Source organism: Microbacterium sp. HMH0099 (assembly GCF_049384025.1).
GTDB lineage: Bacteria > Actinomycetota > Actinomycetes > Actinomycetales > Microbacteriaceae > Microbacterium.
Map to the genome: position 1 here is coordinate 416,006 of NZ_JBMRJR010000001.1, position 14,446 is coordinate 430,451.

The 14,446-nt window shown below is 71.8% G+C and carries 10 protein-coding genes; 5 read left to right on the forward strand and 5 right to left on the reverse strand.

All coding sequences use genetic code 11. From position 1 onward, the window contains the following. Positions 1 to 11 precede the first annotated feature (11 nt). From ACO03V_RS01805 to ACO03V_RS01815, 3 genes are all read left to right on the forward strand, one after another. Positions 12 to 1,757 (forward strand): cation:proton antiporter, encoded by a 1,746-nt coding sequence (locus tag ACO03V_RS01805; protein WP_367731947.1) that lies wholly within the window; start codon positions 12 to 14, stop codon positions 1,755 to 1,757. A 213-nt stretch (positions 1,758 to 1,970) separates the two neighbouring features. After that, positions 1,971 to 2,723, forward strand: coding sequence for an SDR family NAD(P)-dependent oxidoreductase (locus tag ACO03V_RS01810; RefSeq protein WP_367731944.1), 753 nt, complete (start codon positions 1,971 to 1,973; stop codon positions 2,721 to 2,723). A gap of 218 nt (positions 2,724 to 2,941) precedes the next feature. Then, positions 2,942 to 3,412: a dehydrogenase gene (locus ACO03V_RS01815; protein ID WP_387056339.1), complete on the forward strand. Its 471-nt coding sequence runs from the start codon at positions 2,942 to 2,944 to the stop codon at positions 3,410 to 3,412. A 51-nt stretch (positions 3,413 to 3,463) separates the two neighbouring features. Here ACO03V_RS01815 and ACO03V_RS01820 read toward each other — a convergent pair whose 3' ends face one another. Both ACO03V_RS01820 and ACO03V_RS01825 read right to left on the reverse strand, forming a co-directional pair. Next, on the reverse strand, positions 3,464 to 5,815 hold the full coding sequence (locus ACO03V_RS01820; protein WP_423136386.1) for an ATP-binding cassette domain-containing protein: 2,352 nt from the start codon (positions 5,813 to 5,815) through the stop codon (positions 3,464 to 3,466). 321 nt (positions 5,816 to 6,136) lie between these two features. Further along, complete coding sequence (locus tag ACO03V_RS01825) at positions 6,137 to 7,705, reverse strand: DEAD/DEAH box helicase (protein ID WP_423136387.1); 1,569 nt, start codon at positions 7,703 to 7,705, stop codon at positions 6,137 to 6,139. A 239-nt stretch (positions 7,706 to 7,944) separates the two neighbouring features. Here ACO03V_RS01825 and ACO03V_RS01830 point away from each other — a divergent pair, with 239 nt between their 5' ends. After that, entirely contained in the window at positions 7,945 to 8,070 is a 126-nt protein-coding gene (locus tag ACO03V_RS01830; RefSeq protein ID WP_367731832.1) for a hypothetical protein, read from the forward strand. A 20-nt stretch (positions 8,071 to 8,090) separates the two neighbouring features. On the opposite strand, the gene ACO03V_RS01835 is transcribed toward ACO03V_RS01830, so the two are convergent. From ACO03V_RS01835 to recQ, 3 genes are all read right to left on the reverse strand, one after another. Further along, the gene (locus ACO03V_RS01835; RefSeq protein WP_423136388.1) at positions 8,091 to 8,663 is read right to left on the reverse strand and encodes a DNA-3-methyladenine glycosylase I; all 573 of its coding nucleotides are present in this window, start codon (positions 8,661 to 8,663) and stop codon (positions 8,091 to 8,093) included. Positions 8,664 to 8,785: 122 nt separating this feature from the next. After that, positions 8,786 to 10,888, reverse strand: coding sequence for an acyl-CoA dehydrogenase (locus ACO03V_RS01840; protein ID WP_423136389.1), 2,103 nt, complete (start codon positions 10,886 to 10,888; stop codon positions 8,786 to 8,788). Positions 10,889 to 11,072: 184 nt separating this feature from the next. Beyond that, on the reverse strand, positions 11,073 to 13,115 hold the full coding sequence (gene recQ, locus ACO03V_RS01845) for a DNA helicase RecQ (RefSeq protein ID WP_423136391.1): 2,043 nt from the start codon (positions 13,113 to 13,115) through the stop codon (positions 11,073 to 11,075). Positions 13,116 to 13,371: 256 nt separating this feature from the next. On the opposite strand from recQ, the gene ACO03V_RS01850 reads away from it, so the two are divergent. Beyond that, positions 13,372 to 14,445, forward strand: coding sequence for an ABC transporter substrate-binding protein (locus ACO03V_RS01850; protein ID WP_367731824.1), 1,074 nt, complete (start codon positions 13,372 to 13,374; stop codon positions 14,443 to 14,445). The last annotated feature ends 1 nt before the right edge of the window (position 14,446 follow it).

Below are 14,446 nucleotides of genomic sequence, written 5' to 3' on the forward strand. Positions count from 1 at the left end.
AGCCTCGGAGGGTGATCGATCCGCTCATCGTCGTCGTGGCCGGCGTCGTGGTGGTCGCCCTCGTCACCGTCATCGCCCCCCGCTTCAACGTGGCCGGCCCCCTGGTGCTGCTGGCCATCGGTCTCGGCGTCAGCCTGCTGCCCTTCGTCCCGGCGATCGCCGTCGAGCCGGACGTCATCCTGGTGGGCGTCCTGCCCCCGCTGCTGTACTCGGCGGCGGTGCAGCTGCCCGCCATCGAGTTCCGACGGGACTTCCTGCCCATCGCGGGTCTGTCGGTCCTGCTCGTCGTGCTGAGCTCGCTCGTGCTCGGCCTGTTCTTCTGGGCCGTGATCCCGGGGCTCGGCATCGCCCTGGGCATCGCGCTCGGCGCGATCCTCAGCCCCACCGACGCGGTCGCGACGTCCATCGCGAAGCGCCTCGGGATCGCGCCGCGGGTGGTCACCCTGCTCGAGGGTGAGAGCCTTCTCAACGACGCCACCGCGCTCGTGCTGCTGCGGACGGCCGTCGCCGCCGTGGCATCCGGGTTCGCCTTCGGAGCGGGCATCGGCGCCTTCGCCTGGGGCGTCGGGGTCGCCCTCGTGCTCGGCGCGGTCGTCGGCTGGGTCAACCTGCGGGTGCGGGAGCGCGTGCCGAACCCCGCCGCCAACACCGCACTCAGCTTCACCGTGCCGTTCATCGCCTACCTGCCCACGGAACACCTCGGCGGTTCGGGCCTGGTCGCGGCGGTGGTCGCGGGCATCGTCACGGGCCAGGGCGCGGCGCGGCGCTTCACGCCCGAGCAGCGGATGAGCGACCAGCTGAACTGGCGCACGATCGAGCTCCTCCTCGAGGGCGGCGTGTTCCTCGTCTTCGGCCTCGAGCTGCAGGACATCGTCGACAACAACCTGCGTGAGCACGAGGGTCTCTGGCACGGCACGTGGCTCGCGCTCTCGGCGCTCGGCATCGCACTCGTCGTGCGGGCGCTGTACGTCTCGGGGCTGATCTGGCTGCAGAGCCGGCGCAGTCGCCGCTTCGCCCGCGGACGGGAACGCCTCGAGCAGGTGCGGGACCGCGTCGACCGCTTCGAGGAGGTCCTGCGCACCGACCCGGACAGCCTGTCGCGGCCCGTGACCGATCCCGAACGCACGGCACGACGCGTCGGTCGCATGCGCGGTCGCGTGACGCGGACGCTCGCCGACCTGGATTACTACCGGGACTCCCCGCTCGGCTGGCGGCACGGCACAGTGATCGTGTGGGCCGGCATGCGCGGCGTCGTCACCCTGGCCGCGGCGCAGACGCTGCCGCGCGACGACAGCGTGACCGATCGCCCGCTCCTCATCTTCGTGGCCTTCCTCGTGGCCCTCTTCAGCCTCGTGTTCCAGGGCCTGACCCTGTCGACGGTCGTGCGCGTCCTCGGCCTGCAAGGACAGGGCGGCGAGGGACCGACCCGCGACGAGCAGCGGAGCCTGGATGCCGAGCTGCGCGAGGCCGCGGTCGCCGCCGTGCGCGGCGGGGAGCTGCGCCGCCGCGATGGCGAACCGTTCGACAGCTCCGCGCTCGCCCGCGTCGGCGAGCGCTTCACACGTCCGCCGGACGAGGAGGCGACCGCGTCTCTTCACGGCGCCCTCGAGCTGCGGCTCGCCCTCATCGAGGTGATGCGGCGGCGGCTCGAGGACCTCTCCCGCGACGGCCGGTTCAGCACGGCGGCGCTGCGGCACGCCCTCGCCGAGCTGGACGCCGACCAGCTCAGCCTGGAGCTGCGCATCGACGAGGGCTGAGCGAGGACGTCGCTAGCCTGACGGCATGCCCCTGGCCCTCGTGACCGGCGCCGCCCGCGCCGGTGGGTGAGCGGTCAGCTGCTGTCGGCGGACGGCGGCTTCTCGATCCGCATCTGACGGAATAGCCGGGCCGGCCGACCGGTTGTTCCATTCGCGCGCATGCATGTCGCCGCGAGAGCCGTGGGGACGAGGCTGCGGGAGAGAAGTAACGACATGGCCAGGTTCGACAACAAGACAGCCCTCGTCACCGGAGGCGGCAGCGGCATCGGCGCGGCGATCGCCCGGGAGCTCGCCGCGGAGGGGGCGTCGGTCGTCGTCACGGACATCAACCTGGAGGCCGCCACGGCGGTGGTCGAGCAGATTACGAGCGCCGGCGGGACCGCCGCGCCCTTCGCCCAGAACACGGCGAAGTGGGAGGACTCCGAGGCGGCCGTCCGCTTCGCGCAGGAGACGTACGGCGCCCTGCACCTCGCCGTCAACAACGCCGGCATCGGTGCCGCCCCCCAGAACATCGGCGACTACGACATCGCCGCCTGGGACCGCGTGCGCTCCGTCGACCTCGACGGCGTCTTCTACGGGCTGCGCTTCCAGCTCCCCGCAATCGTCGAGGCCGGCGGCGGGGCTGTGGTCAACATGGCGTCCGTCCTCGGATCCGTCGGCATCGCGCAGAACGCCGCCTACGTCGCCAGCAAGCACGCGCTCGTGGGGCTGACCAAGGTCGCGGCCCTCGAATACACCGCGAAGGGCGTCCGCACGAACGCGGTCGGCCCCGGCTTCATCGACACCCCGCTCGTCCGCTCGAGCCTCTCGCCCGAGGCCCTCACGCACCTCGAGAACGAGCACGCCGCCGGACGCCTCGGCACCGACGCGGAGGTCGCGGCGCTGACACTGTTCCTGCTGAGCGACGCGGCGTCGTTCATCTCGGGCAGCTACCACCTCGTCGACGGCGGCTACTCCGCCCACTGAGGAAGGGACGGGGAGGGATGCCACCCCCTGGCATCCCTCCCCCTCGTCTGCCGCGGTGGCCGTTCCGCGGTGCCGGGGGCAGGCGACGCGTCGGGTACAGGCCTCTTCTGCGGGAATCGGCCTGTCGTCGCGCCATCTCCTGTGCGGGTCTGCCCGGACGGGTCCCCGAGGGGGGCGCGCTCAGGAACCGTGCGGCAGAATGGGACGCGGAGGTTTCCATGAGCGAATCGATCCCGACGATGCCGTCCCGCGCGGGCGACGCCGGGACCAGTCCGGTGCCTCTCCCCCACGCGGCGGCCGAGTGCCCGAAGTGCTTCACCGAGCTGCTCAGCGACCGCGACTTCTGGCGGGCGCGCCCCTCCGGTTCCCGTCTCGTCGGCCTGGTCGTCTCGCGGCCCGGCATGCCGTCCGTCGTGGAGCAGCGCGACGACCTGACGCGGTTCGGCGTGCCGATCGAGGGGTTCCGGCATCCCGCCCCCGAGACGCTCGAGGGATGGGCCGCACGACTTGCCCGCTTCTTCGGCACGCTCACCCGCGGCGACGTGCTCGTCGTGTCGAGCGTGCACGCGCTCGGGCTCACCCGTGAGGACGAGACGCGCGCCGTCGCCGAGCTGCGTCAGCGCGGGGTGATGGTGAAGGTGCTCTCGCACGGCGACCGCCACCTGCACGACGCGACGCTCCCCCACTGAGACGGGGTCGCGCCGGTTCGCGGACCGCCGGCCCGTCCACCGGGCCCGCGGTCAGGCGCCGACGTAGCGGGCCAGGTGCTCCCCCGTCAGCGTCGAGCGCCCGGCCACGAGGTCGGCGGGCGTCCCCTCGAACACCACGGTGCCGCCGTCGTGCCCCGCACCCGGGCCGAGGTCGATGATCCAGTCCGCGTGCGCCATGACCGCCTGGTGGTGCTCGATGACGACCACCGTGTTGCCCGCGTCGACGAGGCGATCGAGCAGACCGAGCAGGTTGTCCACGTCCGCCAGGTGCAGCCCGGTGGTCGGCTCGTCCAGGACGTAGACCGCGCCGCTCTTGGCCATCGAGATCGCGAGCTTGAGCCGCTGTCGCTCGCCGCCGGACAGCGTGTTCAGCGACTGGCCGAGCGTGATGTACCCGAGGCCGACGTCCTTCAGGCGGCCGAGCACCGCGACGGCAGGACCGGTGGTCAGGAAATCCGCCGCCTCGGCCACCGACATCGCCAGCACCTCGGAGATGTTCTTCCCGTTCAGCGTGTACTCCAGCACGTCGTCGTTGAAGCCCGTCCCCCCGCACAGCTCGCACACCGTCTCGACGGTCGACTGGAAGCCGAGCTCCGTCACGATGACGCCGAGGCCCTTGCAGGCGACGCACGCGCCCTCAGAGTTCGCGCTGAACAGCGCCGGCTTGACGCCGTTCGCCTTGGCGAAGGCGGAGCGGACCGCGTCGAGGATGCCCGTGTAGGTCGCCGGGCTGCTGCGCCGGGACCCCTTGATGACCGACTGGTCGACCACGACGACGTCGTCGAACGCGGGGAGGTTGCTGTGGATGAGCGACGACTTGCCCGAGCCGGCGACCCCCGTGACGACGGTGAGCACCCCGCGCGGGACATCGACGTCGACCCCGCGCAGGTTGTGCTGTCGCGCGTCGCGGATGGGCATGGCGCCGGAGGCCGCGCGGACCGCCGGCTTGAGCTGCGCCCGATGGTCGAGGAAGCGTCCCGTGAGCGTGTCGGACGCGCGGAGACCCGCGACGTCGCCCTCGTACTGCACGGTGCCGCCGTCTCGGCCCGCGCGCGGGCCGAGATCCACGACGTGATCGGCGATGTCGATCACCTCGGGCTTGTGCTCGACGACGAGGACGGTGTTCCCCTTGTCGCGCAGCTGCTCCAGCGTCTCGTTCATCCGCTGGATGTCGTGCGGGTGCAGCCCCGCCGTCGGCTCGTCGAAGACGTAGGTGATGTCGCTGAGGCTCGATCCGAGGTGGCGGATCATCTTGGTCCGCTGAGCCTCGCCGCCCGACAGTGTGCCGCTCGCCCGGTCGAGGGAGAGGTATCCGAGGCCGATGTGGACGAAGGCATCCAGGGTCTGGCTCAGCCCCTGCACGAGGGGGGCGACGGACGGGTCATCGACGGTGCGCACCCATGCCGCGAGGTCGGTGATCTGCATGGCGGCCGCGTCGGCGATGTTGACGCCGTCGATGCGCGACGAGCGCGCGCCCTCGTTCAGGCGGGTGCCCCCGCACGCGGGACACGCGACGAACGTCACCGCCCGGTCGACGAACGCGCGGACGTGCGGCTGCAGGGCGTCGCGGTCCTTCTGCAGCATGCTCTTGGTGATCTTGGGGACGAGACCCTCGTAGGTCATGTTGGTGCTGGCGATCCGCACCTTCGTCTGCTCCTTGTAGAGGAAGTCATGGCGTTCCTGGTCGGTGAAGTCCTGGATGGGCTTGTCGCCGTCGAAGAATCCGGACTCGCTGAAGACGCGCACCATCCACCCGTCGGCGGTGTACCCCGGCACCGAGATCGCGCCGGCGTTCAGCGACAGCGTCTTGTCGAACAGCTGGTCGAGGTCGATGTCGCTGACCTGGCCGAGCCCCTCGCAGTCGGGGCACATTCCACCGGTGATCTCGAACGACCGCCGCTCCTTCTGCCCCTTGCGCGCGCCGGTCTTGATCACGACGGCGCCCGCGCCGGAGATGGACGGGACGTTGAACGAGAACGCCTGGGACGAGCCGACGTGCGGCTGGCCGATGCGGCTGAAGAGCACCCGCAGCATCGCGTGGACGTCGGTGGCCGTCCCGACCGTCGATCGGGCGTTGGCAGCCATCCGCTCCTGGTCGACGCGGATGGTCGCGCTGAGGTTCTCGAGCGCATCCACGTCCGGCCGGGACAGCTGGCCCATGAACTGCTGCACGAACGTCGGGTACGTCTCGTTGATGAGGCGCTGGGACTCCGCGGCGATGGTGCCGAAGACGAGCGACGACTTGCCCGAGCCCGAGACGCCCGTGAAGACCGTCAGCCGCCGTTTCGGCACGTCGAGGTCGACGTCCTTCAGGTTGTTCTCGCGGGCGCCGCGGACGCGGATGACGTCGTGCGCGTCGGCAGCGGAATTCTCATCGACCATGGGGGCTCCTCGGGTGGACCGCCCCCAGTGTGGCCCAGACCCCCGACGTCCGCGATGCCCGTTCGCGCAGCGGCCGGCCGCTTCGCGACGCGGCCCGGCGGTCGCGAGGGCTGTTTCGCGACGCGGCCCGGCTCTCGCGCGGGCCGGCGGAGCACCGTCCGACCAGCCGCGGCCGCGACCGTCGTGCGGAGATGGCAGGCGACACGCCGCGTCGGGACGTCGCGGAACCGGCGTGTCGCCCTGGTCTCCGCACGACGGCCCCGCGGCCGGAGACGACGATGCCCCGCACCGGAGGGTGCGGGGCATCGAGGAGAGGAAGGGTCAGCCCTGGGCGCGACGGTTCGTGCGCGCGCTCCGCGCGGCGCCGACGACCATCCCGGTGGTGGGGGTCCCGGATGCCGTGCGGCCCGAGCCCTGCGACCGCGTCGAGCCGGCGCCGGCGCGCTGCGCGCCACCCGCGCCCTGTCCGCGACCGGCACCCGACCGCTGGCCACTGCGACCGCCGGCCGCCGTGGCGGCGGGACGCTGACCGGCCGACTCGCCCGCGGCACCGCCGCCGCGACCACCGCGACGGCGACGGCCGCCGCCCTCGGTCGCGGTTCCGCGCGCGGACGCGTCCGAGGCGCCCTCGCCGCGGGCGGCGCGCTTGCGCTGGGCGTTGGCGCCCTGCGAACGGCCGCCGCCCTGCTGCACGGCGACGACGGGCTCCGGCTTGACGTAGGGGGCGACCTCGCCGACGAGCGCGACGACCTCGGGCGAGGTCGGGGTCACGGGGGTCGGCGTCGCCGAGATCTTGGCCTTGCGCAGGATGTCGAGGGTGTCACGGCGCTGCTCGGGCAGCATGATCGTCACCACGTCGCCGGCCGAGCCCGCGCGGGCGGTGCGGCCGGAGCGGTGCAGGTACGCCTTGTGCTCGACGGGCGGGTCGACGTGGACGACCAGCTCGACGCCGTCGACGTGCACGCCGCGGGCGGCCACGTCGGTCGCGACGAGCACCTTGGCACGGCCGTCGCCGAAGGCGGCGAGGTTGCGGTCGCGCTGCGGCTGCGACAGGTTGCCGTGCAGATCCACGGACGGGATGCCGGCGGCGGTGAGCGACTTGGCCAGCTTCTTCGCCTGGTGCTTGGTGCGCATGAAGAGGATGCGACGGGCGGTGCCCGACGCCAGGGTCTGGACGAGCTGCTTCTTGGCATCCGCGTCGACGGGGACGAAGACGTGGTGCGTCATCGCCGCGACGTGGGAGTGCGCCTCGTCGACCGAGTGGAGCACCTCGTTGCGCAGGAAGCGCTTGACGAGCTTGTCCACACCGTTGTCGAGCGTCGCCGAGAAGAGCAGGCGCTGACCGTCGGCGGGCGTGCGGGCCAGCAGGCGGGTGACGCCGGGCAGGAAGCCCAGGTCCGCCATGTGGTCGGCCTCGTCCAGCACGGTGATCTCGACGTCGTCGAGGCTCGCGAAGCCCTGGCCGATGAGGTCCTCCAGGCGGCCGGGGCACGCGACGAGGATGTCGACGCCGGCGTTCAGCGCATCGACCTGACGCTTCTGGTTGACGCCGCCGTAGACGGTCGTGGTCGTCAGCGAGAAGGCGTCGGCGAGCGGCTGGATGACCGCGTCGATCTGGTTCGCCAGCTCGCGGGTCGGGGCCAGCACGAGGGCGCGGGGACGACGACCGCGACGACGGTCGGTCTTCGCCGCGAGGCGCGCGACGAGGGGGAGCGAGAACGCGAGGGTCTTGCCGGAGCCGGTCTTGCCGCGGCCGAGCACATCGCGCCCGGCGAGCGTGTCGGGAAGGGTGTCGGCCTGGATCGGGAACGGCGCGGGCTTGCCCTGCGCGGTGAGCACGTCGACCAGGGGCGCGGGCACGCCGAGGTCGGTGAAGGTCTGGGACGTCATGAAGTCTCCTGCCGCGCGCGTGGACGCGGCGGTTCGGGATGCCGCGATGCTGCGGCTGCAAGGGCGAAGGCGCCGGGCGGCGCATCCGTTCGCCGTGAAGGTCAAAGGCCCACGCAGAGGGGGCCGGTGCGTTCGACGACGCGAGGAGCGAAAGCTCCGTGGATCAGTCTAACGGGTGGGCGCCGGATTCATTCCCCCGGGGGAGGCGAGGGGAATCCTCCCGCTCGTAGCGTCGGGACATGGATGCCGCGTCGATGATCATGGGGGCCTCGATCGCCTCCGTCGCCTGGATCGGGTTCTGGCCGTGGGCGAAGCTGCAGCGTCTGCGGCAGCTCGAGGCGCAGGAGGCGACCCCGCCCGAGTGAGCCGGCCCGCGCGCGGCGGCTCAGGCGGCGGCGCGCCAGCATCCGGTGACGTGGTCGTCGACCATCCCGGAGGACTGCATCAGCGCGTACATGGTGGTCGGACCGACGAAGCGGAAGCCGCGGCGCCGCAGCTCCGTGCTCATCGCCGTGGACTCGGGGGTGACGGCCGGCACCTCGGCGAAGGTCGCCGGCGACCGGTGCGCGGCGGGCGCGAAGGACCACAGCAGCGCGTCGAGCTCCCCGTCGGCCATGCCCGCGACGATGGCGGCATTGGCGATCACGGCCTCGATCTTTCCGCGGTGGCGGATGATGCCGGCATCCTGGAGCATCCGCTCCACGTCGTCGGGACCGAAGGCGGCCACCGTCGCCGGCTCGAAGCCGCCGAAGACCTCGCGGAACCGTGGGCGCTTCCGCAGGATGGTGATCCAGGAGAGCCCGGCCTGGAAGCCCTCGAGGCTCATCTTCTCGAACAGCGGGCGGTCGCCGCGCAGCGTCGTGCCCCACTCCTCGTCGTGGTAGCGCTGGTACTCGGCGTCGTCGCCGGCCCAGGCGCAGCGGGCCGTGCCGTCGGAACCGATGCGGACGTCGCTCATCCGCCCAGGCTACGGCCCCCTTCTCCTCCGACGACGGAACAGGCGGTGCACCGAGAACAGGCCGATGCGCTGGGGATCGACCTGTTCCGGAGGCACCGCCTGTCCTCGCGGCGAAGGGGCGCTTACTTCGCGGGCTTCTTCTCCGGGACGGGGGCGGTTCCGGATGCCGCCAGCTCCGCGTAGTAGGAGGCGGCCTCGTTCTGCCGGTCGTCCTCGACCCCGGAGGCGATCGACGCACGGATGTGCTCGGGGCCGTAGCCGAAGGCATCCACGAGGTCCTGCGCGTGCGGGCGAAGCCGGGTGCAGAGACGGTCGATGTAGCTGGAGACCGCCGCCGCGCGCTGCGTCGACAGGCGTCCGTGGATGAGGTACCAGGCGAGGTGCTTCTCGATGAGCTGCAGGCCGAAGAGGTCGCGGACCCACGTCAGCACCCGCAGGGTGTCGCGGTCGGTGACGCGGTTGACGGCGTCGGTGAAGGCCTCCCACTGCAGCAGCTCGCCGTGCGCGCGGGCCGCCTCGATGAGCTCGGCCTGGTTCTCGTTGAACAGCGCGGCGGCGTCCTCGCGGGACAGCTTGGCGGCGGGGCGGAGGCGACCGGCGATGTCGGCGATCATCTGCTGGACGCGGCCGGCGAGGAGCTCGTGCTGCTGCTCGGCGCGGAGTCCGCGCTCGACGGAACGAGCGGTCGAGCCGAAGTCGGAGACCGCCTGGCCCAGCTGGCGCATGCCGGCACCGTGGAAGAGCTTGCCCGCGGTCTGACCGACGGCGAACGCGGCGAGCGCCTTCGCATCCTTGCCCTTGAACTGACGGGCGTAGTCGGCGAGCAGGCGCTTGCCGACCAGCTGCAGCAGCACGTTGTTGTCGCCCTCGAAGGTCACGAAGATGTCGAGGTCGGCGCGCAGGCCGACCAGGCGGTTCTCGAACAGGAAGCCCTGACCGCCGCAGGCCTCGCGGGCCTCCTGCAGGGTGTCGAGCGCGTGCCAGGTCGACAGCGGCTTGAGCGCCGCCGCGAGGGTCTCGAGGTCCTCGCGGTCCGCGTCGGTGTCGGCCGCGCCGCTGAAGACGCCGTCGAACTTCTGCAGGAACTCGTCGTGCGCGAAGATCTCCGCGTACGTCGTGGCCAGGCGGGGCAGGAGCCGGCGCTGGTGCTTGCCGTAGTCGAGGAGGGTGACCTCGGGCGTACCGCTGCCGGAGTCGAACTGGCGGCGCTGGTTGCCGTAGGTGACGGCGATCGTGAGGCCGATGGCCGAGGCCCAGGCCGCGGCTCCGTCGAGCGAGACGCGACCCTGCACGAGCGTGCCGAGCATCGTGAAGAAACGGCGGCCCGGGCTGGCGATCTCGCTCGAGTAGGTGCCGTCCGCGGCGACGTCGCCGTAGCGGTTCAGCAGGTTGGTGCGGGGGACGCGGACGTGGTCGAAGTGGAGCCGGCCGTTGTCGATGCCGTTCAGGCCGCCCTTGAGGCCGTCGTCCTCGCCGCCGATCCCGGGGAGGAATTTCCCCTCGTCGTCGCGCAGCGGCACGTAGAAGCAGTGCACGCCGTGGTTCACGCCGTTGGTGATGAGCTGCGCGAAGACGGTGGCCGCCTTCCCGTGCAGTGCGGCGTTGCCGAGGTAGTCCTTCCAGGCCCCGCGGAACGGGGTGTGGATGACGAACTCCTCGGTCTCGGCGTCGTAGGTGGCGGTGGTGCCGATCGCGGCGACGTCGGAGCCGTGACCGGTCTCGGTCATGGCGAAGGCGCCCGGGATCTCCAGGCTCATGATGCCCGGGAGCCACTTGTCGTGGTGCTCCGCGGTGCCGAGCTGCAGGACGGCGGAGCCGAAGAGCCCCCACTGCACGCCGGACTTGATCTGCAGGCTGGGGTCGGCCGCGACGAGCTCCTCGAACCCGGCGATGTTCGCGCCGTTGTTCTCCTCGCCGCCGAACCGCTTCGGAAACGCCCGGTGCACCGCCTTCTTCTGCACGAGCAGGTGGAGCTGGCTGAGGGTGCGCTCGCGGTGGTCGTCCATGCCGAGGCGGTCGTCACGCCAGAACGCCGGGTCCTTCAGCATGGCGCGCGCCTCGCGGCGCGTGTCGGCCCACGTGCCGAGCAGCAGGTCGGTGACGCGGTCCACGTCGATGCGGGACTCGTGCGCCTCGGCCGCGGAGTGGGCGGCGGTCGGCGCTCCCCCGACGGGGGTACGCGTGCTGGTGGCGGGCGTGGTGGGACGGACGGCGGCGTCGGTCATGAGAACACCTCTCGACGATGCAAAGGGATGCCACCACGGTAGGACTCCCACAACGTGGTGGGGACATTGTGCACGTTGCCCACAAAGAGGTCGGGGGACGTCATCCGGGGCCGTTGTGGGCTGTCGACATCGCCCACCGGCCACGACGGGTCGGCGCCGACCGCTGAGTCGGCGCCGGCCGTGGTCAGTGCTGGCCGACCACCGTCAGGATGCCGTCGCCGTACGCCTCGCGCTTCTTCGCGCCGATGCCCGTGATGCCGTCGAGATCGCCCATCGCCGACGGCCGCGCCGCGGCGATGGCCCGCAGGGTCGCGTCGCCGAAGACGATGTACGCCGGAACACCCTGCTCGCGGGCCTGCTCCGCGCGCCACGCACGCAGCGCCTCGAACAGGTCGCGGTCGCCCGGGGCGACGTCGTCGGCACTGGACTTGCGCGCTCGGCCGGCGCCCCCGCCGCCGCCGGTGCGGCCGAGCGCATCGCGGCGCAACGGCACGGGCGTCTCGCCGCGCAGGACCCCGCCGGACGCCTCGCTCAGCGCGAGGGTGCCGTACTCGCCGCGCGCGACGAGGATGCCGCGGGCGAGGAGCTGACGGATGACGCTCCGCCAGTCCTGGTCCGACAGGTCGGCGCCGAGTCCGTAGGTCGTCAGACGGTCGTGGCCCTGCTGCGAGATCCGCTCGGTCTTCGCCCCGCGCAGGATGTCGATGAGGTGGCCCGCGCCGAACGCCTGATTGCGCTCGCGCTGCAGGCGCACGATCGTCGACAGCAGCTTCTGCGCGGCGACGAGACCGTCCCACGTGTCGGGCGGGGTGAGGCACGTGTCGCAGTTGCCGCACGGCTCGGAGGGCTGCCCGAAGTACGCGAGGAGGTTCTGCCGGCGGCATCCCACCGTCTCGCAGAGGGCCAGCATGGCGTCGAGGTGCTGGCCGAGGCGCATCTTGTAGGAGCGGTCGCCGGGCGACTGGTCGATCATGCGGCGCTGCTGCACCACGTCGCCGAGCCCGTAGGCCATCCACACCGTCGACGGGTCGCCGTCGCGGCCGGCGCGGCCGGTCTCCTGGTAGTAGCCCTCGACGGACTTGGGCAGGTCGATGTGGGCGACGAAGCGGACGTCCGGCTTGTCGATGCCCATACCGAACGCGATCGTGGCGACCATGACCACGCCGTCGTCGCGGAGGAACCGCGACTGGTTGGCCGCGCGGACGGTGGCGTCCAGCCCGGCGTGGTAGGGCAGGGCGTCGAGCCCCTGGGCGCAGAGGTAGGCGGCGGTCTGCTCGACGCTCTTGCGGCTGAGCGCGTAGACGATGCCCGCGGAGCCCTCGGGCTGCGACCTGATGAACGACACCAGCTGACGCCGCGGGTCGACCTTGGCGTCGATGCGGTACTGGATGTTGGGGCGGTCGAAGCTCGCGACGAAGCCGCGGGCGTCACGCAGACGCAGGCGCTCGACGATCTCCTGCGCTGTGGCCGGCGTCGCCGTGGCGGTGAGGGCCATGCGGGGCACGTCGGGGAAGCGGTCGGCGAGGTCGCCCAGGGCGAGGTAATCGGGTCGGAAGTCGTGCCCCCACTGCGACACGCAGTGCGCCTCGTCGATCGCGATGACGCTCAGGCGTCCGCGCGAGAGCAGGCCGAGGGTCTGCGCGCCGTTGAGACGCTCGGGAGCGACGTAGAGCAGGTCGAGGTCGCCGGACAGGAACGCCTGCTCCACCGCCTGACGCTCGGCCGGTGCCTGCGTCGAGTTCAGGTACGCGGCGCGGACGCCGTTCGCGACGAGCGCGTCGACCTGATCGTGCATGAGCGCGATGAGCGGGCTGACGACCAGCCCCGTGCCGGGACGGACGAGGGCGGGCACCTGGTAGGTGACGCTCTTGCCGCCGCCGGTGGGCATCAGCACGACCGCGTCGCCGCCGTCGACGACGTGCTGGACGATGTCGGCCTGGTCGCCGCGGAAGGCGTCGTACCCGTAGACCTCCTGCAGGACGTCCCGCGGGTCGCGCCCGGTGAAGTCACGCGCCGACGGCAAGGTCTTCGCCGTGCCGGTCGCGACCGCGGCGCGGGCGAAGGGGGAGGTCGTGGCATCCATCGGGGGAGGCGGCGCGTCGGGGTCCTCGGGCGGGGCGAACAGGTCGGGGTCCCAGTCGGCACCCGCGTAGGGGTCGTCGTAGACGCCGTACGGCTCGGGGGGCGCGTCGGCGTACGGCTCGGGTGCGGCGCCGGGGAATGTCACCTGTCCACGGTAACCCGGGCCGCCGACACGGATGCGGCCCCGTGTCCCCCGGGCGCACAGCTCGGGCCTGGGGAGGAGAGGTCGTCGCGGGACGCCCCGTGCACGACAGCGGTGCCCGACACGGTGTAACGGCCGCGAAACACCCGAGCCAGTGTTCGTGTAATCAACATCTCGTATGTTTCGAACCAGCGCGCATCGATCTCCTGGTGCCGCCCCCCACCCGATGAAGCACCACCGGCTCTCTGGAGACACAGCGATGACGTTCCTCACCTCCCGACGCGCACAGCGCGTCGTCGCGGCCCTCGCCGGGGTCGCGCTCTCCGCTCTGACCCTCACCGCCTGCGGCGGCGGCGCCGCCTCGACCGGCGACTCCGCCGAGTCGTCGGCGGACGGCTACGGCGAGCTCACCCTCCAGCTCAGCTGGATCCTCAACGAGGAGTTCGCGGGCGAGTACTTCGCCGACACCAAGGGCTACTTCACCGACGCCGGCTTCTCGGGCGTCAACCTGGTGCCCGGCCCGTCGACCGGTGTCGCCGAGCTGCTCTCGGGGAGCGCCGACGCGGCTCTCACCGACGCCGTCTCCACCGGAGCGGCCATCGCGTCCGAGGGTGCGCCGATCAAGATCATCGGCACGACCTTCCAGCGCAACCCGTTCACCATCCTCTCGCTCGAGGACGGCGGCAACATCGCGACGGTCGACGACCTCAAGGGCAAGCGCATCGGCATCCAGGACTCGAACACCTCGCTGTTCAACGCGTTCCTGGCCGCCAACGACATCGACCCGAGCGAGATGACGATCGTGCCGGTGCAGTACGACCCGGCACCGCTGGTCAACGGCGAGGTCGACGGCTTCATGGCGTTCCTGACGAACGAGGCCGTCACCGTCGCCGCGCAGGGCCTGGCGACCACCAACCTGCCCTTCGCCGACAACGGTCTGCCGTTCATGGCCGAGGCCGTCGTCGTGACGGACGAGTCCATCGCCAACGACCGCGAGAAGCTCAAGGCGCTGCTGACGGCGGAGATCCGGGGCTGGACCGACGCGCTGAACGACCCCGAGGAGGGCTCGCGCCTGGCCGTCGAGGAGTACGGTGCCGACCTCGACCTGAACCCCGAGAACTCGCTCGCCGGCGCCATCGCCCAGAACGAGCTCGTCGTCTCCGACGAGACCGAGGAGAACGGCCTGTTCACCATCAGCGACGACCTGCAGCAGGCGACGCTGGAGAGCCTCGCCGACGCCGGCATCACGCTCGAGGCGTCGCAGCTGTTCGACCTCAGCCTCCTGCAGGAGGTCTACGAGGAGAACCCCGACCTGAAGAACTACGCGGGCTGAC

Coding starts and splice junctions, on each gene's coding strand:
- ACO03V_RS01810 (WP_367731944.1), top strand. CDS start 1,971: ATGGCCAGGTTCGACAACAAGACAGCCCTCGTCACCGGAGGCGGCAGC.
- ACO03V_RS01815 (WP_387056339.1), top strand. CDS start 2,942: ATGAGCGAATCGATCCCGACGATGCCGTCCCGCGCGGGCGACGCCGGG.
- ACO03V_RS01820 (WP_423136386.1), bottom strand. CDS start 5,815: ATGGTCGATGAGAATTCCGCTGCCGACGCGCACGACGTCATCCGCGTC.
- ACO03V_RS01825 (WP_423136387.1), bottom strand. CDS start 7,705: ATGACGTCCCAGACCTTCACCGACCTCGGCGTGCCCGCGCCCCTGGTC.
- ACO03V_RS01830 (WP_367731832.1), top strand. CDS start 7,945: ATGGATGCCGCGTCGATGATCATGGGGGCCTCGATCGCCTCCGTCGCC.
- ACO03V_RS01835 (WP_423136388.1), bottom strand. CDS start 8,663: ATGAGCGACGTCCGCATCGGTTCCGACGGCACGGCCCGCTGCGCCTGG.
- ACO03V_RS01840 (WP_423136389.1), bottom strand. CDS start 10,888: ATGACCGACGCCGCCGTCCGTCCCACCACGCCCGCCACCAGCACGCGT.
- ACO03V_RS01850 (WP_367731824.1), top strand. CDS start 13,372: ATGACGTTCCTCACCTCCCGACGCGCACAGCGCGTCGTCGCGGCCCTC.